This window comes from Serratia surfactantfaciens (assembly GCF_001642805.2).
Taxonomy (GTDB): Bacteria; Pseudomonadota; Gammaproteobacteria; order Enterobacterales; family Enterobacteriaceae; genus Serratia; species Serratia surfactantfaciens.
The window spans coordinates 3237919-3260464 of sequence record NZ_CP016948.1; the positions used below are offsets into that span (position 1 = coordinate 3237919).

Consider the following 22546-nt stretch of genomic DNA (forward strand, 5'->3'; position numbering starts at 1 on the left):
ATTTTAGTAGCGTGTTTCTATGGCTGAAAGGCATTCAGGGCATTTTTATTGTTTCAGCCGGTGAATGCCTGGTTATCAGCAATGGCACGATTAACGTGCGCAGATTTCGCTTTCGTTGAAGAAGTAAGCGATTTCACGCTGTGCGGATTCAACGGAGTCGGAACCGTGAACGGCGTTAGCGGTGAAGCTGTCCGCGTAGTCGGCGCGCAGGGTGCCGGCCAGTGCGTTGTCCGGGTTGGTTGCACCCATGATGTCGCGGTTGCGCTGCACGGCGTTTTCAGATTCCAGAACCTGCACCATGATTGGGCCGGAGGTCATGAACTCAACCAGACCGTCGAAGAATGGGCGGCCTTTGTGCTCAGCGTAGAAGCCTTCAGCTTGCTCGCGAGTCAGACGCAGCATTTTAGCGGCGATGATTTTGAAACCGGCGCGCTCGAAACGCGCGTAGATAGCGCCGATGTCGTTGTTGGCTACAGCGTTTGGTTTAACGATGGAAAAGGTACGTTCTACGGTCATGATGGCCTCTGTATGACTTCCAAAACAGGCCGGTCTGCAATGTTGCCGGCCTTCTCAAGTGGCGCAGATTATATGTGCGCCGTTAACGCTTGCCTACGGGAAAATCAACATTTCATTAAAAAAATATGATCTTCATTCGCCATTTTCGGCGGTGCGCCGACGTTATTGGGTCTTGTCGGTAGACGGGATCAAATTGCGCAGCCAACTGCCCCAGCGCCGCTGATAAAACGGCTGCGTATGGGAGATCAGGTAGTGGCTGATGCCTCGCTCTTTCTCCGACACCAGGCAGAAGTCCACCGGCTCGTCATTCGGCGCCGTTTCGCTGGCGACGCTGCCGGCCTCGTTGATCAGCGCCTCGATCTCCGCCGGCTCGGCGTCCACTTCCAGCCCGATCAGTAAATTCGGCTTCTCGTCCGCCGCCTGGTCGTGCATCAGCGCCAGAAACGCGCGGCGCACCGGCTTGCGCTGGCTGAACAGCGTGGTCAACGCATCCACCATCGCCGACGGATATTCCTCGGGCTGCCCCAGCAGGATTTGGGTCTCTTTGTCGACGTAATGCTCCACCGGTTTGACGACGCCGCCGGTCGCCAGCAGCATCGCCACCTCTTCCGGATAAAACTCTTTGCCGTATTCCGCCTTCGGGTTGAGGAACAGATCCGCGCCCTGGGTAATCTCGAACAGCACCCGCGCCGGCATGGCGATAAACGGCTGTTCGTCCTCAACCGCCTTCTGCAACGCATCCAGCGAAGTGAAGAACGGAATGATGCTGCCGCCGTCCTGCTTTTCCCAATGCTGGATATTGACCGGCGTATCCGCGTTCAGCGTGATGTCGCCATCCTGCTGCACCTGCTCGCTGTCGCCGAGGATCAGCACCGTGGCGTCGAGCAGTTCACGGAAGAACGCCGGGCGATGGGCCGGCTCCGTCACCGCCAGCTTCAGCAGGCGTTCAAGTTCGTTCTCGCTCGGGGCGGCATCGTGATGATGGGCACTCATGGCAAACTCCAGGGATCAAAGAGCGAGGCCCAGCATGCTGGGCCTCGAAGATAATGCGCATTCTAGCGCCCGACGCGGCGGGCATTCAATTATTTGGCTTTGCTCAGCAGCAGATTGGCCAGGGTGCGCACGCCCAGACCGGTCGCGCCGGCCGACCACTGCTCCACCGCGCCTTTGCGGTAGGTGGCTGAACAGTCGATGTGCAACCAGCCTTGCTGGTAGTTTTTAACGAAGTGCGACAGGAAGGCCGCCGCGGTGCTGGCGCCAGCGGTGTAGGCCGGGCCGGCCACGTTGTTCAGCTCGGCGAAGTTGGACGGCAGCTGGCTGCGGTGGAACTCGGCCAGCGGCAGGCGCCAGAACGGCTCTTGCTCGGCGGCGGCGCTGCTGAGCAGCTCTTGCGCCAGCGCGTCGTCAAAGCTGAACAGCGCATGGTAGTCGTTGCCTACCGCAGTTTTGGCCGCGCCGGTCAGGGTGGCGCAGTCGATAATCAGCTGCGGGTTCTGCTCAGAAGCGTCGATCAGGCCGTCGGCCAGCACCAGGCGCCCTTCCGCATCGGTGTTCATCACCTCAACGGTTTTGCCGTTGCGGTAGCGAATGATGTCGCCCAGTTTGAAGGCGTTGCCGCTGACCATGTTGTCGGCGCAGCACAGGTACAGCTTCACGCGCTGCTTCAGGCCGCGCGCCGCCGCCAGCGCCAGGGCGCCGGTGATGGTGGCCGCGCCGCCCATGTCAGCCTTCATCGAATCCATAAAGGCGCTTTGCTTCAGGCTGTAGCCGCCGGTGTCGAAGGTGATGCCCTTGCCGACCAGGCACGCGAACACCGGCGCGTCCGGGTTGCCGGTCGGGTTGAAGTCGAGCGCCAGCAGTACCGGCGGGCGTTCGGAACCGCGGCCGACGGTGTGGATGCCGGCATAGTTCTGCTCACGCAGATCTTCGCCCTTGGTGATGCGATAGCTGACGGCATCGCAGCCGACGTCGCACATCAGATCGACGGCGCGGGTCGCCAGTTGCTCCGGCCCCAGCTCTTCCGCCGGCATGTTGATGGTGTCGCGCACCCAGTCAACGATCTTCAGGCGCTTATCCAGCTCCTGACGCGCGGCTTCCGGCAGCTCGGCCCATTCGACGTTGCGCTGCCCTTTCGGCCCGCGGTAGCCTTGCCAAAACGCCCAGCTGTTTTCCAAATCCCAACCGTCGCCGGCCAGCTTGACGTTTTTAATGCCCTGACCATCAATTTTGCGGCCCGCACGCTGGACAGCGCCCAGCTTGTCGGCGCCAGTCAGGTGGATGGTCATCCCTTCGCCGTTGGTGCTCAGCAGCGCTTTCTCGCCCCAGCGGGCGTCGGCAGGTTGTTGCGACAGCGTGACCTGCATGAATTCTGTTGTCATAGCCTTCTTACTCCGGATGTTCCCTTTATTATTTCATTAGGGCTTTATTGCATACCCTATGGATTTCAAATTGCAGCTAGGCGCCCAGCGATCTCATCCCCAGGAGCTTACTCAGGTAAGTGACTGGGGGGTGATCGTGCAGGTAACAACGCTGCGGTTTGAAAGACGACGGGTATGTCGGATACAAAATAAACGGGCCGCCCATGGCAGCCCGTTACGCTATTTACTCCGCTTCATCTAACCAGACCAGCAGGATCGCTTCCAGTATTTTTTCGTTGGAAGCCTGTGGATCGTCATCGAACTCTTCCAGATCGCAGATCCACTGATGCATGTCGGTAAAACGCACGGTTTTCGGATCGGTGTCCGGGTATTGGTCGTACAGGGCTTCGCCGATTTCACGGCTGTCGGTCCACTTCAGTCCCATTATGATCTCCTGGTTGGCGCCGCGGCTAACAATTAATGCTCACGCGCGTGGTTGACGGTGTAACGCGGCATTTCGACCACCAGATCTTCGTCGGCGACCAGCGCCTGGCAGCTCAGACGGCTTTCCGGCTCCAGCCCCCACGCTTTGTCCAGCATGTCGTCTTCCAGCTCGCTGCTTTCTTCCAGCGAATCGAAGCCTTCACGCACGATGCAGTGGCAGGTGGTGCAGGCGCAGGATTTCTCGCAGGCGTGCTCGATTTCAATGCCGTTGCGCAGCGCAACGTTGAGGATCGACTCCCCTTTTTCGGCTTCCAGAACCGCCCCTTCCGGGCAAAGATCTTGATGGGGCAGGAAAACAATTTTAGGCATGGTTAAACCTCATCCACAGAATGGCCAGCCAGCGCGCGGCGAATGGAAGCGTCCATGCGGCGCGCGGCAAAATCTTGCGTTTGTGCATCTAATGTTTTGATAGCGTCTTCGATAGCGGCGGGATCTTCACCCTGCGCCGCCTGCTGCAACGCCTGGGTCGCGGCGGCGATCGCCTGGCTTTCCGCCTCGCTCAGCAGCGCGGCGTCGGTGGCCAGCGCGCCCTGCAGGCTTTCCAGCACTCGCGCGGCTTCCACGCGTTGCTCCGCCAGCTTGCGTGCGCCCACGTCGCTTTGCGCGTTGGCCATCGAGTCTTTGATCATGCCGGCGATTTCGCTGTCCGACAGACCGTACGACGGCTTGACCTGGATCGAGGCTTCAACGCCGGTGGATTTCTCCATCGCGGTGACGCTCAGCAGGCCGTCCGCGTCCACCTGGAAGGTCACGCGAATGTGCGCGCCCCCGGCAGGCAGCGGCGGCAGGCCACGCAGCGTAAAGCGCGCCAGCGAACGGCAATCCTGCACCAGCTCGCGCTCGCCCTGCAGCACGTGGATCATCATCGCGCTCTGGCCGTCTTTAAAGGTGGTGAACTCCTGCGCGCGCGCCACCGGGATAGTGGTGTTGCGCGGGATCACTTTCTCCACCAGACCGCCCATGGTTTCGAGACCCAGCGACAGCGGGATCACGTCCAGCAGCAGCATGTCGCTGTCCGGCTTGTTGCCCACCAGGATGTCGGCCTGGATCGCGGCGCCGATGGCGACCACTTTATCCGGATCGATCGACGTCAGCGGCGTGCGGCCGAAGAAGGCCCCCACCTGCTCACGCACCAGCGGCACGCGGGTAGAACCGCCGACCATCACCGCTTCCAGCACCTCGTCGGCGGTGACGCCGGCGTCTTTCAGCGCGCGGCGGCAAGCCATCAGCGTGCGTTTCACCAGCGGGGCGATCAGCGCTTCAAACTGGGCGCGGGTCACCTCGCCCTGCCAGCCTGCCACCTCAACGCGCGCGCTGTCGGCATCGCTCAACGCGATTTTGGCGGCGATGGCGGCATCCAGCAGTTGGCGCTGCACGCCGTGGTCGCTGCGATCGGTCACGCCGGCCTGCTCGCGCAGCCAGTCGGCCAACAGATGATCGAAGTCGTCGCCGCCCAGCGCGGAATCGCCGCCGGTCGCCAGCACTTCGAACACGCCGCGGCTGAGACGAAGAATAGAGATATCAAAGGTGCCGCCGCCCAGATCGTAAACCGCGATCACCCCTTCCTGGCCGGAATCCAGCCCATAGGCGATCGCCGCCGCGGTCGGTTCGTTCAGCAGGCGCAGGACGTGCAGGCCGGCCAGACGCGCCGCGTCTTTGGTACCCTGGCGCTGCGCGTCGTCGAAGTAGGCGGGAACGGTGATCACCACACCGTCCAGCTCCCCTTCCAGCGCCGCTTGCGCGCGCGCGGACAGGGCCCGCAGGATATCGGCGGAGACGCCGACCGGGTTAACCGGGCCGGCGGCAGTGACGATCAGCGGCAGGCCGTTGTCGCTGGCCTGGAATTGATACGGCAGGTTCGGGTAACGTTGCTGCACGTCCGCCAACGAGCGGCCCATCATGCGTTTGATGGAGCTGACGGTATTGGCCGGATCCTGCGCCGCCTGTTGGCGCGCCTCCCAGCCGACGCGCTGCGCGTCCGCCTGATAATGCACCACCGAAGGCAGCAAATGGCGCCCCTGTTCGTCGGCCAGCGTTTCCGCCTGCCCGCTGCGCACCGTGGCGACCAGCGAGTTGGTGGTGCCTAAGTCGATGCCGGCGGCCAAGCGTCGCTGGTGCGGCGCGGCGCTGAGGCCAGGCTCACTAATTTGTAATAAGGCCATGTTGAAGCTTCCACAATCAGAATCAGAAGGTGTTACTCAAAACCCAGCAGTTTTTCTTCGAGTTGTTCAACCTGTTGCTGGAGTTTGTCCAAAAAGCGCAGCTTGCGCACGGTGTCAGCGGCGGCCGCCCACTGCTCGCTATCCAACTGCTGCAGCATCAGCGCGCTGCGCTGTTTGACCGAGGCTGCCAGCCGCGCGCCGAAATCGGCCAGCAGGCTTTCCGCCTCCGGCTTGCGCTCAATGGCGTCGAGCTCTTCGCGCAGTTCCAGCTGTTCCATCAGAAACGCGGTGTCGCGCATCGTATGCTGTTCGTTGCCCAGATCGAAGCCGTGCAAAGATAGCATATACTCCGCGCGTTTTAACGGGTGCTTCAGCGCCTGGTAGGCTTCGTTGATGGTCGCCGCCTGCTGCAACGCCATCAGGCGTTCGCGCTCCGGCTGGTTGGCGAAACGATCGGGGTGGAATTGGCGCTGCAGATCCTGGAAGCGGGACGCAAGCAGGCTGCCGTCCACGGTATAGCGAACTGGCAGCCCGAATAAAGTAAAGTAATCCATAGCGTGCTCTGGGCGTTAGCGGATGAAGTTCCCCCGCCGAGGCGGGGGAGCACGATGGACTGTCAGACGTTGAAACTCTCGCCGCAGCCGCATTCGCTTGAGACGTTCGGGTTGTTGAACTTGAAGCCTTCGTTCAGGCCTTCCTTAACGAAATCAAGCTCGGTGCCGTCAAGGTAGACCAGGCTCTTGCCGTCGATGATCACCTTGATGCCTTTGTCTTCAAACACGATGTCGTCATCGTTGGCTTCGTCAACAAATTCCAGCACGTACGCCATCCCGGAGCAGCCGGAAGTTCGCACTCCCAGACGCAGGCCGAGACCTTTGCCGCGGTTCGTCAAAAACGCCTGAACACGCTGCGCAGCGCTGTCGCTCATGGTAATAGACATCACAACCTCACACTTCACATCAAAGCCCGGCGCGGCCGGGCCGACTCAGACAAATTACTTGGCGCTATGCTTGCTCTTATAGTCGGCAATCGCTGCTTTGATGGCGTCTTCAGCCAGGATCGAGCAGTGAATTTTGACCGGCGGCAATTCCAGCTCTTCGGCGATCTGGGTGTTTTTGATCGCTTCAGCCTGATCCAACGACTTGCCTTTCATCCATTCGGTCACCAGCGAGCTGGAGGCGATGGCGGAACCGCAGCCGTAAGTTTTAAAGCGCGCGTCTTCGATGATGCCTTCATCGTTAACCTTGATCTGCAGCTTCATGACGTCGCCGCAAGCCGGCGCCCCTACCATGCCGCTGCCGACGGTAGGATCTTCGTTGTCGAAAGAACCCACGTTGCGCGGGTTTTCATAATGATCGATTACTTTTTCGCTGTAAGCCATGACCTTGCTCCTGAAACCTGAGAATTAATGATGCGCCCATTCGATGCTGTTGATATCCACGCCCTGCTTGAACATCTCCCACAGCGGGGACAGATCGCGCAGACGGCCGATGGATTTACGCACCAGTTGAATGGTGTAGTCGATCTCTTCTTCCGTGGTGAAACGCCCCAGGGAGAAACGGATCGAGCTGTGCGCCAATTCATCGCTCATGCCCAGCGCGCGCAGCACGTAGGACGGCTCGAGGCTGGCGGAGGTACAGGCTGAACCGGAAGAAACGGCCAAGTCTTTCAGCGCCATGATCAGCGACTCGCCTTCAACATAGTTGAAGCTGACGTTCAGGATGTTCGGTGCGCCGTGCTCCAGATCGCCGTTCAGATACACTTCTTCCATATCTTTCACGCCGTTCCACAGACGATCGCGCAGGGTGCGCAGACGCGCCATCTCTTCGGTCATCTCTTCTTTGGCGATGCGGTAAGCTTCGCCCATGCCGACGATCTGGTGAACAGGCAGGGTGCCGGAACGCATGCCGCGCTCGTGACCACCGCCGTGCACCTGCGCTTCGATGCGGATACGCGGCTTGCGGCGCACGTACAGCGCGCCGATGCCTTTCGGGCCATAGATTTTGTGGCCGGAGAACGACATCAGGTCGACTTTCAGCTTGCTCAGATCGATAGGCAGTTTGCCCACGCTCTGGGTAGCGTCAACGTGGTAGATGATACCGCGCGCGCGGCACATTTCGCCGATCGCTTCGATGTCCTGCACCACGCCGATCTCGTTGTTGACGTGCATGATGGAGACCAGGATGGTGTCATCGCGCATCGCCGCTTCGAGATCCTGCAGGCTGATGATGCCGTTGCTCTGCGGCGCCAGGTAGGTCACTTCGAACCCTTCGCGCTCCAGCTGACGGCAGGTGTCCAGCACGGCTTTGTGTTCGGTTTTGCTGGTGATGATGTGCTTGCCTTTTTTCTGGTAGAAATTGGCAGCGCCTTTGATCGCCAGGTTGTCGGATTCGGTCGCCCCGGAGGTGAAGACGATTTCGCGCGGGTCGGCGCCCACCAGTTCGGCGATTTGGTTACGGGCGATGTCTACCGCCTCTTCCGCCTGCCAACCGAAACGGTGGGAACGGGAAGCCGGGTTGCCGAAAGTGCCGTCCAGGGTCAAAAACTGCATCATCTTCTCAGCAACGCGCGGGTCGACCGGCGTCGTTGCTGAGTAATCCAGATAAATCGGTAATTTCATTGCTCTTGTGCTCCGTACATCACTTCCAAAAACTAAAATAATTTCGCCAGCTGCTTATGCGCGCAGATTAACGTTGATAGTTTCTTGCGGACGACCGTTGGCCGTGCGGCGCGTATCGTTGTTTTGACGATCTGCCACCATCAGCACTTCCTGGTTGTTGACCAGTTCAGCCAGCGTAATGTTGTTCAGGAACCCGCTGATGCGCTCGCTCAGATCGCGCCACAGGGCGTGGGTCAAGCAGCGATCGCCGCCCTGGCAGCCTTCTTTGCCCTGGCAACGGGTTGCATCTACCGATTCATCGACAGCAGTGATGACAGCGCCAACGGCGATCTCACCCGCGTCTTTACCCAGCAGATAACCACCGCCCGGACCGCGCACGCTGGCCACCAGGCCATTCTTGCGCAGACGGGAGAATAATTGTTCCAGATAAGAGAGCGAAATACCCTGGCGTTCGGAAATGTCCGCCAGTGGCACCGGCCCTTCCTGGGAATGCAGCGCTACGTCGAGCATAGCGGTTACGGCATAACGGCCTTTGGATGTCAGTCTCATAGCTCAATGGTTACCTGTTGGTCAAATATGGCCGAAAGTCTGACATTCCTGAGTAAATCAGTCAACTATTTAACCTAGTAATTAACTCAAGTATTAGCACGTTTTGTACTTAGCAAGAACAAAGGTATATAAAATACATGTTATAACCTTTGGATAACTAATACTATTGTCGCCCACCGTTACGCCGCATCAATTAATTACCTTGATGTTTGTCCTGTTTCTCGATCGACGTCAGCATGCCGCGCAGGATATTCAGCTCCTGCCCTTCCGGGCGCGCGCGGGTGAACAACCGACGCAGGCGGTTCATCACCTGGCCCGGATGGGACGGGCGAATAAAGCCGGTGCGCTGCAGCGTCTGCTCCAGGTGCTGATAGAAGCGCTCGAGGTCATCCACCAGCGGATACGGCGTCTCTTCCAGCTGCGGCGCGCCCGCCTGTTGGCGATCGAGGTAAGCCACGCGCACTTCGTACGCCAGGATCTGCACCGCCATCGCCAGGTTCAGCGAGCTGTAGTCCGGGTTGGCCGGAATGGCGACGTGGTAGTGGCACTTCTGCAATTCATCGTTGGTCAGCCCGACGCGTTCACGGCCGAACACCAGCGCCACCGGCGCGTGCTCGCCTTCGTGCACCGAACGCACGCCGCATTCACGCGGCTCCAGCATCGGCCACGGCAAGGTGCGGGAGCGCGCGCTGGTACCCACCACCAGGCTGCAGCCGGCGATGGCGTCATCGAGGGTATCGACGATAGTGGCGTTGCCGATCACGTCGCTGGCACCGGCGGCCAGGGCGATGGCCTGAGAATCGGGTTTGATCAGCGGATTAACCAGATAAAGGTTGGTTAAACCCATGGTTTTCATGGCTCTGGCGGTCGAGCCCATGTTGCCGGTATGTGAAGTCTCTACCAGAACAATGCGGATATTGTGCAGCATACAAACTCTGAGCGTGGCGGAAAATCGCAGCATCTTAACACAGCCGTAGGCAATTTGCCGAACAGCTGCTATACTTCGCGCCGTTTCCTGTTCTTTAACATCCTAGTTGGAAGATACCCATGCATCCGATGCTGACTATCGCCGTGCGCGCTGCGCGCAAGGCCGGTAACCTGATTGCCAAAAACTACGAAACCCCTGACGCTGTAGAAGCGAGCCAGAAAGGGACCAACGACTTCGTCACCAACGTCGATCGCGATGCAGAGCATCTGATCATCGACGTCATCCGCAAGTCTTATCCGCAACACAGCATCGTGAGCGAAGAGCGCGGCGAACTGATCGGCGAAGATCGCGATGTACAATGGGTGATCGATCCACTGGATGGCACTGCAAACTTCATCAAACGCTTCCCTCATTTCTCCGTTTCCATCGCCGTACGCATCAAAGGCCGTACTGAAGTGGCCGTGGTTTACGATCCGATGCGCAACGAACTGTTCACCGCCACTCGCGGCCAGGGCGCACAGCTCAACGGTTACCGCCTGCGCGGTACCAACGCCAAAGATCTGGATGGCACCATCCTGGCGACCGGCTTCCCGTTCAAAGTCAAACAGCACGCTACGCCTTACATCAACATCGTCGGCAAACTGTTCACCCAGTGCGCGGACTTCCGCCGCACCGGTTCCGCCGCGCTGGATCTGGCCTATGTGGCCGCCGGCCGCGTAGACGGTTTCTTCGAAATCGGCCTGAAGCCGTGGGACTTCGCTGCGGGCGAGCTGCTGGTGCGTGAAGCCGGCGGCCTGGTGACCGACTTCGTCGGCGGCCACAACCACTTCAGCTCCGGCAACGTGGTAGCGGGCAACCCGCGCGTGGTGAAAGCCATGTTGGCCACCATGCGTGAAGAACTGAGCGAAGCGCTGAAGCGTTAATCGTCAGAAGCGAATCGAAAAAAAGCGCTGCCGATGCAGCGCTTTTTTTATGCCCGTTAGCGAGAGAAGGGGCGGATGCCGCCGCCGAATTCCGGCTGCGCGCTGACGTACAGCAGCAGCCCGGCGGCCAGCAGGATCAGGCCACCGGCCAGCGCCAGCGAGCCCCAGGCTACCGCGCTCCAGGCGGCGGGTGCGCGCGAACGGCTGAGGCGCACCGCCAGCCGGCGGCTGTAATGCACCAGCAGCGCCAGCATGGAAATGGTCAAGGATGTGCCGAATGCCATCGCCAGCGCGGAAAGCACGCCCCAGCCGAACACGCCGATCACCTTGGAGAACAGCAGTACCAAAATCGCCCCCGAGCAGGGGCGCATGCCCATCGCCAGCACGATGGCGGTTCGGGTGCGCCAGTCGCTCCCCGCCTGTAGCTCGCTGTCGCTCGGCAGATGCCGGTGCCCGCAGCCGCAGTCGGCGCTGTGCACATGATCCGCCGCCAGCGGCGTCAGGCTGTTGATGCGCAGCGCCGGCGCCGGGCGCATCGCTTTGATCGCCGCAAACAGACGTTTCAGCGCGCGCCAACTCAGCAGCGCGCCAAGCAGCATCACCAGAATAAAACTGCCCTTCTCCAGCCAAAAGCTGCTTTGGTGCAGCTGGCGCGAAGAGAGCTGCAACACCACCAACATCAACGTCACCAGCGCGATCGCCACCAGCCCCTGCACCAGCGACGCGGCGAAGGTCAGCTTCAGGCTACTTTTCAGCCGCGCCGGGTGGGTGGCCAGATAGGTGGCGATCACCACTTTACCGTGGCCGGGCCCAAGCGCATGCAAAACGCCATAACCGAGGCTGAACAGCATCAGCGCCAGCCCGGCCTGCTGCGGCGCGGCCTTCACCTGCTGCAACAGCCCCGCCATCTGTTGATGCAGCGCTTTTTGCCATACCACGCTCTGCATCAGCAGCTGCGGCCAGTAGTGCCACGCCAGCAGCGCGGCGGCCGTCAGCGCCAGCGTGAACGGCAGCAGCGGCCACAGGCCAAAGACCCAGTGGCGTCGGCTTGTCGTCGGCGGAGAGAAATTTAGCGACATTGCAGCGTCACCCGCTGGGCAAACTGTTGCCCCAGCGCCAGGTCTTCGCCGGGCGAGTCGTTCTTGTCGAGCGACAGCGCATAGGCCTGCAGCGACGCATTCGGCTTCGGCGTCATCAGCTTGTAACTGCACTGCTGCGCCATCTCCGGCGGCAGATGCAGCGCATTTTGGTCTTTATAGGTCATATCCACGAAATAAGTCGGATCGTAAGTAGAAAGTTGAAACGGCTTGCCCGCCAACGGCTGCGGCTCGGCCAACGGCATCACGAACTCCAACACCGCCTGGTTGCCCTGGCGCGACAGGTGATATTCGCTGGGCAAGTTCAGGTATTTCACCGGCTTGCCGTCACGATAAAGATCGGTGAAATAGTGCTGCCCCAGCACGTTGGCCATCACTTCCGCCGCCAGCTTTTTCCACACTTCCGAATCGCTCTTGGCGTTTTTCGCATCGTAGAGCAGATCCGCCGAGGTGATTTCATCCATCACCCACACCATTTTCAGGCCGACCAGCCGCTGGTCTTTGGCGACGAAGGTGGTGTTCATGTCGATAAAGCTGTGCGGATGAGCGGCCGCTCCAGCGCTGAACACGGCGCCGAGGGCAGCCAAAAGACGACGTAACTTCATCATTATCCTGTCTTACCTGCATTTGTTATAACGTAACACAAATAACTGCCGAACGGTCTGCCGCTCCCGGCAATATTTGTGACGAAAGTTGTAAGCCGAAGTAAAAGCCGCGCTGTCATCCTGACGTTACAAAGCCTTTTGCTATGCTTAGGCATAATCGCAACCTTATATGCCGGAAGGTGATATGAGCCTGGACACCTCTCCCGTGCCTGAGCTCTCCGGACAACAACGGCGCTGTCATCTGCTGCTGATGCTGTACACGCCGGAGCCCGAGTTACAGCTGGAGACCTTAAGCCGAATCAATGGCGTCACCCCCCCGATAACCCGGCAAGATATAGCCGAGGTGGCCAGTGAAATCCAGCGTTTCCACCATCTGGAGATCGCCGTCGATCCCGACCATGGCTACCAACTGCGGGGCAGCGCGCTCGATCAACGCCTGTGCCTGATCCATTGGCTGCGGCGGGCCCTGCGTTGCAGCCCGCAGTTCGTCGAAAGCGACTTCGCCCCGCGCCTGCGGCTGGCGCTGGCGGCCGATGCCGGGTCGGCGTCGCAGCTGGCTCAAGCGATAGACGCCTGCGAACCGCTGCTCAACCGCCACTTCGACGCGCGCGACCGCCAATTCCTGCTGCATTACCTGCTCTACTGCGCCTGGCAAAACCGCCTGCAGCGCCATCCGCGTTTCGACGCCGTTCAACGCGACTGGCTGCGGCAAAAGCCGGAGCAGCAAGCCGCCGCCTGGCTACATCAGGCCTGCAACCGGCTGTTTAACCAGCCGCCGCACGCGGACGAGCGCGATTTTCTGGCGCTGACCTTCACCATGTTGAAAAATCACAGCTACCACAGCGATGACTCGGCGCAAGAACAGCGGCTGATGGCGGCAATCGACAGCATGGTCGTGCGTTTCCAGCAGCTTTCCGGCATGGCTTTCAGCAGCAAAGCGGAGCTGGTCAGCCAGCTGTTCGCCCACCTGGCGCCGGCGCTGGAGCGCTGCCGTTTCGCCATCGGCATTGACAATATGCTGCTGGAAGAAGTGGTGCGTAAATACCCGCGGCTGATGCGCACCACGCAGGATGCGCTGAAGCCGCTGGAACAGGAGTACGGCGTGCAGTTTTCCAACGAGGAAGCGGGCCTGGTGGCCATCAGCTTCGGTGCCTGGCTGATGCAGGACAACGCACTACAGGAAAAACAGGTGCTGCTGCTGACGCTGGATAACCCGCAGTTGGAAGAGGAAGTGGAATATCAGCTCCGCGAGCTCACGCTACTGCCGCTGAACATCAAGTATCTGCCGCTGGGCGACTACCTGCGCGGCGGAGCGCCGCAGGGCGTCACGCTGGTGATCACCCCTTATGCGGCGGTGCACAGCGCTCCGCACCCACCGCTGATCTACACCGAGCTGCCGCTGGAAAGCCGGCAGCGCGAGGCCATCCGCGCGCTGCTGGAAGCCCCTTAATCAACATCAACGGCTGACGCTGACCGCCGGTGGCCGGATGAACAAGGCCGGCGCCGCGACCGCCGCCATCACCCAGAATACCCCGCCCTGCCAATGTTCGAACAGGAACCCGGCGATCACCGTCATGACGGCGATACCGCCGCCCATCGCCAACGCCGAATACACCGCCTGCAGCCGGATCACCTCCTGCCCCTGACGCGCGGCGATAAAGCGCATCGCCGCCAGGTGGCACACGGTAAAGGTGCCGCAGTGCAAGATCTGAATCAGCAGCAACCAGCCCAGTTCGGTACTGTAGGCCATCAGGCTCCAGCGCAACACGCCGCAGCAGGCGGAGAGCAACAGCAGGTTGCGCGCATTCCAGCGGCGGAACAGCACGTTGCTGCTGGCGAAAATAATCACCTCCGCCACCACGCCCAGCGACCACAGGTAGCCGATGGTCGAGGCCGAATAACCGGCCTCCTGCCAGTAAATGGAGCCAAAGCTGTAGTAGCCGGCATGCGCCCCCTGCAGCAACGTGACGCACAGCAGGAAGCGCCAGACCGGCCCTTCTTTCAGCAGCGCCCACAGCGAACGCTCGTCCCCGCTGTGCGTGCGCGCTTCACCCTGCGGCATAACGTTCGGCTTCAACAGCATGCCCAGCAGCATCGCCAGCACGCTGAGGATCAGGCTGTAGAGAATGGCGTTATGGCCCCACACCGCCACCAGTTGCCCGGTCAGCGCCGAGCCGATGACGAACGCCAGCGACCCCCACAGCCGCACCCGGCCGTAGTCCATGCGGATTTGCTTCTGCCAGGTGGCGGCCAGGGCGTCGGTCAGCGGCACCAGCGGCGAAAAGAACAGGTTGAAACCGGCGATCACCAGCATCAGCCAACCCCAACCGTTGCCGAAGCAGAAACCGACCGCGAAGGCCAACGTCAACAGGGCCAACAGGCGCAGGGCGGAGACCAGATGAGAGGGATCTTTAACGCGGGGAGCAATCAGCAAGCTACCGAGGAAGCGGGCCACCAGACCGGCGCCGAGTAAAATGCCGATGGTTTCGGGCGCGATGCCCTCGCCTTTCAGCCACACGCCCCAGAACGGTAAGAAGATGCCATAGGAAAAGAAGTAGGTGAAATAACTGAGAGCGAGCCAACGCGTTGATTGCAGAACCATGATCCCTCCGGTGTGAGGGCAATACTTTGACAGAGCTCACACCGCCCGGCAATCTTCATTCCACTTCAATGCATTAGAGTGCCAAACAGTTCACAGTTTGCCGCAAGCGGCCATAAAAAAACCCGCCGCAGCGGGTTTTTTCAGGCGAAAGCGGGATTAGGCGTAAACCGGCAGGCGGGCGCAGATATCCAGCACTTTCTTCTTGGTGCGTTCGATGGTGGCTTCATCGTTGATGTTGTCCAGCACATCGCAGATCCAACCGGCCAGCTCGCGCACGTCGGCTTCTTTGAAGCCGCGACGAGTCACGGCCGGGGTGCCGATACGCACGCCGGAGGTGACGAACGGGCTCTTCGGATCGTTCGGCACGCTGTTTTTGTTGACGGTGATGTTGGCGCGGCCCAGGGCAGCGTCAGCTTCTTTACCGGTCAGGTTTTTGTCGACCAGATCCAGCAGGAACAGGTGGTTATGGGTGCCGCCGGAGACCACTTTGTAGCCGCGCTGCAGGAACACTTCCACCATCGCCTTGGCGTTGACCGCCACTTGCTGCTGGTAAACCTTGAACTCAGGCTCCATCGCTTCTTTCAGCGCCACCGCCTTGCCGGCGATCACGTGCATCAGCGGGCCGCCCTGGCCGCCAGGGAACACGGCAGAGTTCAGCTTCTTGTACAGCTCTTCGTCGCCGCCCTTCGCCAGGATCAGGCCGCCGCGCGGACCCGCCAGGGTTTTGTGGGTGGTGGTAGTGACGATGTGCGCGTGCGGCACCGGGTTCGGGTACACGCCGGCGGCGATCAGGCCCGCCACGTGCGCCATGTCGACGAACAGGTAAGCGCCGATGCTGTCGGCGATTTCGCGCATTTTGGCCCAGTCAACCACGCCGGAGTAAGCGGAGAAGCCGCCGATGATCATTTTCGGCTTGTGGGTCTGCGCCTGTTTGGCCAGATCGTCATAGTCGATTTGACCTTTGTCGTCGATGCCGTAAGGCACCACGTTATACAGCTTGCCGGACAGGTTGACCGGGGAACCGTGGGTCAGGTGACCGCCGTGCGCCAGGTTCATGCCCAGAATGGTGTCGCCCGGCTGCAGCAGCGCGGTGTACACGGCGAAGTTAGCCTGGGAGCCTGAGTGCGGCTGCACGTTGGCGTAATCGGCGCCGAACAATTCTTTGGCGCGATCGATAGCCAGCTGTTCAACGATATCCACGTATTCACAGCCGCCGTAGTAACGCTTGCCCGGATAGCCTTCAGCGTATTTGTTGGTCAGCTGGGAACCCTGAGCCTGCATCACGCGCGGGCTGGTGTAGTTCTCAGACGCGATCAGCTCGATGTGCTCTTCCTGACGCACCACTTCCTGCTCCATGGCGCGCCACAGTTCAGCATCGTAATCGGCAATGTTCATTTCACGCTTTAACATCCGGCATCTCCTGACTTAAATCAGCTAACTAAAAAATCACCAAATAACTACCCGTTTGGGTTCTGGGCCACAGTGTAAACCGTTTCCCCCCACCGAAGATAGGTCTTGACAGAGGTTTTTACGCAAACGATTGGCATAAGGCAGCGCAAGGCTTTGATCCGCGAAATGTCCCCGTTTATCAACGGACATTTCCTCATGCGAACAATGCGCTTTTTTCATGTTCTGTGAACACGATCGACGCCTGAAGAACACCGCAACGAAAACAAGGGCATTTACAAGCGACGCGGAACCCAATAAGATGCATTTAAAATACATCATTAAAATTCTCGTCAAGAGCCAACCCAAGGAGCGCTCCCATGCTGGATAGCCAAACCATCGCCACCGTGAAATCCACCATTCCCCTGCTGGCTGCAACCGGGCCGAAGCTGACCGCCCACTTTTACGATCGCATGTTCGCGCACAACCCGGAATTGAAAGACATTTTCAACATGAGCAATCAGCGCAACGGCGATCAGCGTCAGGCGCTGTTCGACGCCATCTGCGCCTATGCCGCCAACATCGAGAACCTGGCGGCGCTGCTGCCGGCGGTGGAGCGCATCGCGCAGAAGCACACCAGCTTCAATATTCAGCCGGAGCAGTACAACATCGTCGGCGGCCACCTGCTGGCAACGCTGGACGAGATGTTCAGCCCGGGTCAGGAAGTGCTGGACGCCTGGGGCAAAGCCTACGGCGTGCTGGCCAACGTGTTTATTCAGCGTGAAGAGCAGATTTATCAGCAGAGCGAAGCCGATAACGGCGGCTGGCGCGATCTGCGCGCATTCCGCATCCTGAAGAAACAGCCGCAGAGCGACGTGATCTGCAGCTTCGTGCTGGCGCCGGTGGACGGCGGCCGGGTGGCGGACTTCAAACCGGGGCAGTATCTGGCGGTCTACATCAAGCACGACAGCCTGGAGCATCAGGAAATTCGCCAGTACTCGCTGACCACCTCGCCGAACGGCGAGTTCTACCGCATCGCGGTAAAGCGTGAAGATCAGGGTAAAGTGTCCAACTACCTGCATCAGCAGGCGCAGGAAGGCGACGTGATCTACATCGCCCCGCCGCACGGCGACTTCTTCCTCGACGTGGCGCCGACTACGCCGGTGGCGCTGATCTCCGCCGGCGTCGGCCAAACCCCGATGCTCGGCATGCTCAACACCCTGCACGACAACCAGCATCAGGCGCAGGTCCACTGGCTGCACGCGGCGGAAAACGGCGACGTGCACGCCTTTGCCGATGAAGTGGCGGATATTGCCGGGCGCATGCCGAATCTGAGCCGCCATGTGTGGTACCGCGAGCCGGGCGCCGATGACGTGGAAGGCCGCGATTACCACAGCCGCGGATTGATGGATTTGAGCGCGCTGCGGGGCAGCCTGGCCGATCCGCAGATGCACTATTACTTCTGCGGCCCGGTAGCCTTCATGCAGTTTGTGGGGAAACAGCTGCTGGAGATGGGCGTAGAGGCCGAACGCATCCACTACGAATGCTTCGGCCCGCATAAGGTGCTGTAATGCTTGCGGAGCGCGGCCGTCAGACCGCGCTCCCCCTTCATTTCTCCTGCAGTTTGCGCGCGTCCTGCACCTGCTGTACCGTCACCGGCGCCGCCTGGTTGCCCCAGCTTCCCCGCAGATAGCTCATCAGATCGGCCGCTTGCCGATCGTTCAACGCCCAGCCGTAAGCCGGCATGTCGAACGCCATCGCCTGTTGCGTGGTCGGCGTATGCGCCCCTTCCAGCACCACCCGCAGCGCGGTCAGCGGATTGTCCGCCGTCACCGTGGCGTTGCCCGCCAGCGCCGGAATGGCGAAGTCGGTGCCCTCGCCCTGGTTGCCGTGGCAGGTCGAGCAGTACATCGCATAGGTCGCCTTGCCGCCCGGATTATCCGCCTGCGCAGCAGATGAGGCAGGTTTGGCGGCGCTTTCCGGTGCCAGGCTGCGCAGGTACACCGCGATGGCGTTCAGATCGCCGTCGCTGAGGTACTGCGTACTGTGGGTCACCACCTCGCTCATCGGCCCGGCGACCGCCGCATGGCGGCTGCGGCCGGTTTTCAGCAGCGCCGTCACCTCTTCCGGCGGCAGGCCGCGCAGATTGGAAGCGTACCAGCCGTCGAGTTCGGCGCCGCTCAGGAACACTGTTTCCTTGCCATCCAGCCCCTTCTCCTGCATCGCCCAGCCGCGCGGCGTGTGGCAGCTGCCGCAGTGGCCGGCACCCTGCACCAGGTAGGCGCCGCGGTTCCACTCGGCGCTCTGCTGCGGATCCGCCTGATACGGCTGGTCGTCGTGGAACAGCTGGTTCCACACCGCCAGCGGCCAGCGCATCGACAGCGGCCAACTAATGTCGCTGGCGCGGTTGGCGACGTTCTGTGCCGGCACCTCGTTCATCAGATAGTCATACAGCGCACGCATGTCTTCCGCGCTCATTTTGGCGTACGAGGTGTACGGCATCGCCGGGTAGAGCCGGTGACCGTCTTTGGCCACCCCCTGGCGCATGGCGCGATCGAATTCCTCGAACGAATAGGCGCCGATGCCGTGCAGCTTGTCCGGCGTGATGTTGGTGGCGTAGATGGCCCCGAGCGGCGTCGGGAACTTCATGCCGCCCGCCAGTTCAGCGCCGCCCGGCGCGGTGTGGCAGGCGGTGCAGTCGCCGGCTTTGGCGACGTATTCCCCGGCCGACATCGCCTGGGCCGAACCGCCGGCCGCCAGCAGGCTCAACAGGTACAGCGAACGCAGACTCATGCACCCTCCTTGGCGGCAACCTTGCCGTAGGCCAGTTCGTTAACCGCGCGCCACGCCTGGTCGATCGCCGAGTTAGCGTACGGGCTCCAGTCAGCATCGGAGTTGGCGATAACAATCTTGCCGATCGGCTGCCGCGCCGTTTCGATGATTTTCTTGGCTTCTTCTTCGTCGTCAAACAGCCCGTTGAGGAAGTAGGAGTAACCGTGCGACCAGCGGTTGACGGTGATCGCCTGAATATCGCGCTGATGATCGAAACCGGCCTCGCCCAGCATGCCCTGCAGCTGTTCGCGGATCATCTGCTCGTGTACCTCAAACGGCGTGCCCAGCAGCAGCGCGCGCCCTTTGCGCGACTGCTCACCCGGGCTGAGGCCGCTGCCCGGCAGCGTCGGTACATACACCATATGCAGGCCGATTGGCCGATCCGGATCGCGCGGATGCTGATAGCCGCCCATGCTCACCGGATAATCCAGCTTCACGCGGCTGTACGGTGCGGCCGGCGAGTAGATCTCGTGCACGCCCAGCTTGATGAACGGCTGCCAGTTGCGGATCACCACCTTGCTGTACACCAGCGGCGACTTGACGTTCTGCTTCAACGCCTCCTGCTGCTCGTGCGACATCTCCGGCACCAGATACGGGATCATCATGTTGTAGCCGGCCATCACCACCTGGCCCGCGCGCACTTTGGTCATCTTCTCGCCGGTCATATAGGTGACTTCCACCTTGTCGCCGACGTTGGCCGCGTGCAGCCCGGTGCTGTTCAAACGCAGCTTCACCGGCGACTCCGGCCGATCGAGCTGGCTGTAGTCGAATTTGGCCAGCACCACGTCGTCCATGTCCTTGCCGGCCGGCGCCACCGCCGGGATCAGATTGCGCACCATCAGGCGCGCCAGCGTGGCGTTGCCGTCCGGGAAATGGAACACATAAGGATCGTCGAGATCCGCCTGCGACTCTTCGTCCAGCGGCGGCAGATTCATGCCGCCGAGGCCCGGCAGATCGCAGATGCGCGCATCGCTGCACGAGGTGCCGTCGATGCCCACCGCCTGGAAATCGTTGGTGGTCTGCTGGAAGTAGCGGATCGCCAGCTCGCTCAGCCCAACCTTCTCACGCAGGAACTGGGTGTAGCTGTGGGTGTCGAGCCATTCGACCTTCTGCTCCAGCGTCATCTCCGGCAGATAATCTTTCTCCACCGTATGCAGCGCGATCAGCGCCTGGCGGTCGCTTTCCGGCAGCGGGAAATCGCCGATGAACTCTGCGTAAGGCCGCCCGTTGAGGCGATCGCGCGGAATGTCGTCCGCCACCGTGCGGCCCGGATCGCCGCTCACCACCTTATCGACGCCGAAGTTTTTGCGATCGAAATAAACGCCGCGGCTCAGGTTCAGATCCGGATAGAAATTGGTGTCAAAAGCCTGCTCCAACCGATCGATATCGACGCCGATCTTGCGCAGCAGCCCCATCGCCACCGGGCTGAAGTTGGAACGCGGCGACTGCAGCGATTCGCTGCCGCCGTAGCCGAGCAACATGCCGTCGTCGCTGTTGAATTCGTTGCGCTTGGCGTGGCCGCCGAAGTCGTCATGGTTGTCGATCAGCAGAATACGCTGCTGCTCGCCCTTCAGCTGCTGCCAGAAACAGGCGGCCGCCAGGCCGCTGATGCCGGCGCCCACCACCACCAGATCGAACTCTTCAACGGCGGGCACGCTGCCGAAGTCAAAGGTTTTTCCGTCGCGCCCCAGCTGATGCGCATGCTCGAACGAGCCCGGATGGTTGCCCCGCAGCCCGGTCAGCGCCGGCGGGTAGTACAGGGTTTGATTGGCGGTTTGCGGTGACGCGCGCAGGATTTGCAGCGGCGTCAACCCGGCGGCGATGGTGATCGCCACCCCGTTGAGAAAATCGCGTCGGGTGATACCCATATAGGCTTCCTTTCAATTTTTCCCCGTCGCACGTCAAATTGCGGCGTTGCCGCCTGAAATGCATAGGGGAATATTATTATCATCGGCCGGCCGGGGCCGGCCCAAAGGCCGCGCTATTGTGCGGATAATTATTGTAAAATCAATGTTTGAACATCACATGACGAATGGCCGTGTAATCCTCCAGCCCGTACATCGACATATCCTTGCCGTAGCCGGACAGTTTCTGGCCGCCGTGCGGCATCTCGCTCACCAGCATGAAGTGGGTGTTCACCCAGGTGCAGCCGTATTGCAGGCGGGCGCTTAAGCGATGCGCGCGGCCCACGTCGCGGGTCCACACGGACGAGGCCAACCCGTAGTTGGATTCGTTCGCCCAGGCCAGCACCTGCTCTTCGTCGTCGAACGGCGTCACCGTCACCACCGGGCCGAACACTTCGCGCTGCACGATCTCATCTTCCTGGCGCGCGCCGGCCAGCAGCGTCGGCTGGAAATAGTAGCCCGGCCCCTTCACCTTCTCGCCGCCGGTCACTACCTGCACGTGCGGCAACGCTTTGGCTCGCTCGACGAAACCGGCGACCCGCTCCAGATGCTGGGCGGTAATCAACGGCCCCAGTTCGGTGCTCTCATCGTCCGGCGCGCCGATCTTCAGGCTGGCCACCGCCTCGCCCAGCCGCTTCACCAGCTCGGGATAAATGCTTTTCTGCGCGTAGATGCGGCAGGCGGCGGTGCAATCCTGCCCGGCGTTGTAGAACCCGAAGCCGCGAATGCCTTCCACCACCTGTTGCAAATCGGCGTCGTCGAACACCAGCACCGGCGCCTTGCCGCCCAGCTCCATATGGGTGCGTTTAATGCCGGCGGCGGTGTGGGCGATGATGTGCTCGCCGGTGGCGATCGACCCGGTCAGCGACACCATGCGCACCTTGTCATGCCCGGTCAGCCGATCGCCGACGCTGGCGCCGCGGCCGAACAGCACGTTGAGCACGCCCGGCGGGAACAACCCGGCGGCCAGTTCGGCCAGTTTGAAGGTGGTCAGCGGCGTCTGCTCCGAAGGCTTGATCACCACGCAGTTGCCCGCCGCCAACGCTGGCGCCAGTTTCCAGGCCGCCATCATCAGCGGGTAGTTCCACGGCGCGATCGAGGCCACCACGCCGAGCGGATCGCGGCGGATCATCGAGGTGTGCCCGGCCAGATACTCGCCGGCCGCCATGCCGGTCAGGCAGCGGCTGGCACCGGCGAAGAAGCGAAACACGTCGGCCACCGCCGGCAGCTCGTCGTTCAGCACGCAGTGATAAGGCTTGCCGCAGTTGAGCGACTCCAGCCTGGCGAAGGTCTCGGCATGCTCGTCGATCAGATCCGCCAGCTTGAGCAGATGCTCGGCGCGCTCTTTCGGCGTGGTTTGCCCCCAGGCGGCGAACGCGGCGTCTGCCGCCAGCACCGCGCGATCGACCTGCTCCGGGCTGGCCTCCGCCACCTGCGCGATCACTTCGCCGGTCGCCGGGTTATACACCGGCTGGGTCGCGCCCTGGCCATTCACCAGTTGGCCGTCAATCAACAGTTGGCTTTGCATAGGGTTATCCTTTTATCAGAGGTCGGGTAAGGA

Annotated in this window: 22 protein-coding genes; 3 read left to right on the forward strand and 19 right to left on the reverse strand. The window is 61.1% G+C overall.

All coding sequences use genetic code 11. From position 1 onward, the window contains the following. Positions 1-90: 90 nt before the first annotated feature. From ndk to trmJ, 12 genes are all read right to left on the reverse strand, one after another. Positions 91-516 (reverse strand): nucleoside-diphosphate kinase, encoded by a 426-nt coding sequence (gene ndk, locus ATE40_RS15240; protein WP_004941424.1) that lies wholly within the window; start codon positions 514-516, stop codon positions 91-93. Positions 517-678: 162 nt separating this feature from the next. Beyond that, positions 679-1509, reverse strand: coding sequence for an enhanced serine sensitivity protein SseB (gene sseB / locus ATE40_RS15245; protein ID WP_063919892.1), 831 nt, complete (start codon positions 1507-1509; stop codon positions 679-681). 89 nt (positions 1510-1598) lie between these two features. Next, positions 1599-2894 (reverse strand): aminopeptidase PepB, encoded by a 1296-nt coding sequence (pepB, locus tag ATE40_RS15250; RefSeq protein ID WP_025159553.1) that lies wholly within the window; start codon positions 2892-2894, stop codon positions 1599-1601. A 223-nt stretch (positions 2895-3117) separates the two neighbouring features. Next, positions 3118-3318 carry a Fe-S cluster assembly protein IscX gene (gene iscX, locus ATE40_RS15255; protein ID WP_006327336.1) on the reverse strand — a complete coding sequence of 67 codons (201 nt, stop codon included), beginning with the start codon at positions 3316-3318 and terminating at the stop codon, positions 3118-3120. Positions 3319-3350: 32 nt separating this feature from the next. Further along, on the reverse strand, positions 3351-3686 hold the full coding sequence (gene fdx / locus ATE40_RS15260; RefSeq protein WP_004941417.1) for an ISC system 2Fe-2S type ferredoxin: 336 nt from the start codon (positions 3684-3686) through the stop codon (positions 3351-3353). A gap of 2 nt (positions 3687-3688) precedes the next feature. Then, a complete protein-coding gene (hscA, locus tag ATE40_RS15265) occupies positions 3689-5539 on the reverse strand; it encodes a Fe-S protein assembly chaperone HscA (protein WP_063919893.1) in 1851 nt (616 codons plus the stop codon). 32 nt (positions 5540-5571) lie between these two features. After that, on the reverse strand, positions 5572-6093 hold the full coding sequence (gene hscB / locus ATE40_RS15270) for a co-chaperone HscB (RefSeq protein WP_063919894.1): 522 nt from the start codon (positions 6091-6093) through the stop codon (positions 5572-5574). Between the two features lie 62 nt (positions 6094-6155). Then, positions 6156-6479: an iron-sulfur cluster assembly protein IscA gene (gene iscA / locus ATE40_RS15275; protein WP_004941410.1), complete on the reverse strand. Its 324-nt coding sequence runs from the start codon at positions 6477-6479 to the stop codon at positions 6156-6158. 54 nt (positions 6480-6533) lie between these two features. After that, entirely contained in the window at positions 6534-6920 is a 387-nt protein-coding gene (iscU, locus tag ATE40_RS15280; protein WP_004941408.1) for a Fe-S cluster assembly scaffold IscU, read from the reverse strand. A gap of 24 nt (positions 6921-6944) precedes the next feature. Further along, positions 6945-8159 carry a cysteine desulfurase gene (gene iscS / locus ATE40_RS15285; RefSeq protein ID WP_015378780.1) on the reverse strand — a complete coding sequence of 405 codons (1215 nt, stop codon included), beginning with the start codon at positions 8157-8159 and terminating at the stop codon, positions 6945-6947. A gap of 54 nt (positions 8160-8213) precedes the next feature. Then, entirely contained in the window at positions 8214-8708 is a 495-nt protein-coding gene (gene iscR / locus ATE40_RS15290; protein ID WP_025159551.1) for a Fe-S cluster assembly transcriptional regulator IscR, read from the reverse strand. Between the two features lie 193 nt (positions 8709-8901). Continuing rightward, positions 8902-9636, reverse strand: a complete 735-nt coding sequence (gene trmJ / locus ATE40_RS15295) for a tRNA (cytosine(32)/uridine(32)-2'-O)-methyltransferase TrmJ (RefSeq protein WP_019452346.1) — start codon at positions 9634-9636, stop codon at positions 8902-8904. Positions 9637-9755: 119 nt separating this feature from the next. Between trmJ and suhB the strand changes: the two genes are divergently transcribed. Further along, on the forward strand, positions 9756-10559 hold the full coding sequence (gene suhB, locus ATE40_RS15300) for an inositol-1-monophosphatase (protein ID WP_004941400.1): 804 nt from the start codon (positions 9756-9758) through the stop codon (positions 10557-10559). Positions 10560-10615: 56 nt separating this feature from the next. Here suhB and ATE40_RS15305 read toward each other — a convergent pair whose 3' ends face one another. Next, a complete protein-coding gene (locus tag ATE40_RS15305; RefSeq protein WP_063919895.1) occupies positions 10616-11638 on the reverse strand; it encodes a nickel/cobalt transporter in 1023 nt (340 codons plus the stop codon). Beyond that, on the reverse strand, positions 11629-12264 hold the full coding sequence (locus tag ATE40_RS15310) for a DUF1007 family protein (protein ID WP_063919896.1): 636 nt from the start codon (positions 12262-12264) through the stop codon (positions 11629-11631). Before ATE40_RS15310 ends, ATE40_RS15305 begins: the two co-directional genes overlap by 10 nt. A gap of 181 nt (positions 12265-12445) precedes the next feature. On the opposite strand from ATE40_RS15310, the gene csiE reads away from it, so the two are divergent. Then, positions 12446-13711 carry a stationary phase inducible protein CsiE gene (gene csiE / locus ATE40_RS15315; protein WP_063919897.1) on the forward strand — a complete coding sequence of 422 codons (1266 nt, stop codon included), beginning with the start codon at positions 12446-12448 and terminating at the stop codon, positions 13709-13711. A 6-nt stretch (positions 13712-13717) separates the two neighbouring features. Here the strand turns inward: csiE and ATE40_RS15320 are convergent, their stop codons facing one another. Both ATE40_RS15320 and glyA read right to left on the reverse strand, forming a co-directional pair. Further along, entirely contained in the window at positions 13718-14863 is a 1146-nt protein-coding gene (locus ATE40_RS15320; RefSeq protein ID WP_019452342.1) for a 3-phenylpropionate MFS transporter, read from the reverse strand. Between the two features lie 156 nt (positions 14864-15019). Beyond that, positions 15020-16273, reverse strand: coding sequence for a serine hydroxymethyltransferase (gene glyA, locus ATE40_RS15325; RefSeq protein ID WP_004941389.1), 1254 nt, complete (start codon positions 16271-16273; stop codon positions 15020-15022). 356 nt (positions 16274-16629) lie between these two features. Between glyA and hmpA the strand changes: the two genes are divergently transcribed. Continuing rightward, positions 16630-17820, forward strand: a complete 1191-nt coding sequence (gene hmpA / locus ATE40_RS15330; protein WP_019452341.1) for an NO-inducible flavohemoprotein — start codon at positions 16630-16632, stop codon at positions 17818-17820. A 37-nt stretch (positions 17821-17857) separates the two neighbouring features. Here hmpA and ATE40_RS15335 read toward each other — a convergent pair whose 3' ends face one another. The 3 genes from ATE40_RS15335 to patD form a co-directional block, all read right to left on the reverse strand. Further along, positions 17858-19042, reverse strand: a complete 1185-nt coding sequence (locus tag ATE40_RS15335) for a c-type cytochrome (RefSeq protein WP_063919898.1) — start codon at positions 19040-19042, stop codon at positions 17858-17860. After that, positions 19039-20949 (reverse strand): NAD(P)-binding protein, encoded by a 1911-nt coding sequence (locus ATE40_RS15340; RefSeq protein WP_063919899.1) that lies wholly within the window; start codon positions 20947-20949, stop codon positions 19039-19041. The genes ATE40_RS15335 and ATE40_RS15340 overlap by 4 nt, the downstream gene beginning before the upstream one ends. Before the next feature lie 139 nt (positions 20950-21088). Further along, a complete protein-coding gene (patD, locus tag ATE40_RS15345) occupies positions 21089-22513 on the reverse strand; it encodes an aminobutyraldehyde dehydrogenase (protein ID WP_019452338.1) in 1425 nt (474 codons plus the stop codon). Positions 22514-22546: the final 33 nt, after the last annotated feature.

What these genes read in the sequence shown, in the direction of transcription:
- ndk (WP_004941424.1), bottom strand. Translation starts at nt 516, where the DNA reads ATGACCGTAGAACGTACCTTTTCCATCGTTAAACCAAACGCTGTAGCC.
- sseB (WP_063919892.1), bottom strand. Translation starts at nt 1,509, where the DNA reads ATGAGTGCCCATCATCACGATGCCGCCCCGAGCGAGAACGAACTTGAA.
- pepB (WP_025159553.1), bottom strand. Translation starts at nt 2,894, where the DNA reads ATGACAACAGAATTCATGCAGGTCACGCTGTCGCAACAACCTGCCGAC.
- iscX (WP_006327336.1), bottom strand. Translation starts at nt 3,318, where the DNA reads ATGGGACTGAAGTGGACCGACAGCCGTGAAATCGGCGAAGCCCTGTAC.
- fdx (WP_004941417.1), bottom strand. Translation starts at nt 3,686, where the DNA reads ATGCCTAAAATTGTTTTCCTGCCCCATCAAGATCTTTGCCCGGAAGGG.
- hscA (WP_063919893.1), bottom strand. Translation starts at nt 5,539, where the DNA reads ATGGCCTTATTACAAATTAGTGAGCCTGGCCTCAGCGCCGCGCCGCAC.
- hscB (WP_063919894.1), bottom strand. Translation starts at nt 6,093, where the DNA reads ATGGATTACTTTACTTTATTCGGGCTGCCAGTTCGCTATACCGTGGAC.
- iscA (WP_004941410.1), bottom strand. Translation starts at nt 6,479, where the DNA reads ATGTCTATTACCATGAGCGACAGCGCTGCGCAGCGTGTTCAGGCGTTT.
- iscU (WP_004941408.1), bottom strand. Translation starts at nt 6,920, where the DNA reads ATGGCTTACAGCGAAAAAGTAATCGATCATTATGAAAACCCGCGCAAC.
- iscS (WP_015378780.1), bottom strand. Translation starts at nt 8,159, where the DNA reads ATGAAATTACCGATTTATCTGGATTACTCAGCAACGACGCCGGTCGAC.
- iscR (WP_025159551.1), bottom strand. Translation starts at nt 8,708, where the DNA reads ATGAGACTGACATCCAAAGGCCGTTATGCCGTAACCGCTATGCTCGAC.
- trmJ (WP_019452346.1), bottom strand. Translation starts at nt 9,636, where the DNA reads ATGCTGCACAATATCCGCATTGTTCTGGTAGAGACTTCACATACCGGC.
- suhB (WP_004941400.1), top strand. Translation starts at nt 9,756, where the DNA reads ATGCATCCGATGCTGACTATCGCCGTGCGCGCTGCGCGCAAGGCCGGT.
- ATE40_RS15305 (WP_063919895.1), bottom strand. Translation starts at nt 11,638, where the DNA reads ATGTCGCTAAATTTCTCTCCGCCGACGACAAGCCGACGCCACTGGGTC.
- ATE40_RS15310 (WP_063919896.1), bottom strand. Translation starts at nt 12,264, where the DNA reads ATGATGAAGTTACGTCGTCTTTTGGCTGCCCTCGGCGCCGTGTTCAGC.
- csiE (WP_063919897.1), top strand. Translation starts at nt 12,446, where the DNA reads ATGAGCCTGGACACCTCTCCCGTGCCTGAGCTCTCCGGACAACAACGG.
- ATE40_RS15320 (WP_019452342.1), bottom strand. Translation starts at nt 14,863, where the DNA reads ATGGTTCTGCAATCAACGCGTTGGCTCGCTCTCAGTTATTTCACCTAC.
- glyA (WP_004941389.1), bottom strand. Translation starts at nt 16,273, where the DNA reads ATGTTAAAGCGTGAAATGAACATTGCCGATTACGATGCTGAACTGTGG.
- hmpA (WP_019452341.1), top strand. Translation starts at nt 16,630, where the DNA reads ATGCTGGATAGCCAAACCATCGCCACCGTGAAATCCACCATTCCCCTG.
- ATE40_RS15335 (WP_063919898.1), bottom strand. Translation starts at nt 19,042, where the DNA reads ATGAGTCTGCGTTCGCTGTACCTGTTGAGCCTGCTGGCGGCCGGCGGT.
- ATE40_RS15340 (WP_063919899.1), bottom strand. Translation starts at nt 20,949, where the DNA reads ATGGGTATCACCCGACGCGATTTTCTCAACGGGGTGGCGATCACCATC.
- patD (WP_019452338.1), bottom strand. Translation starts at nt 22,513, where the DNA reads ATGCAAAGCCAACTGTTGATTGACGGCCAACTGGTGAATGGCCAGGGC.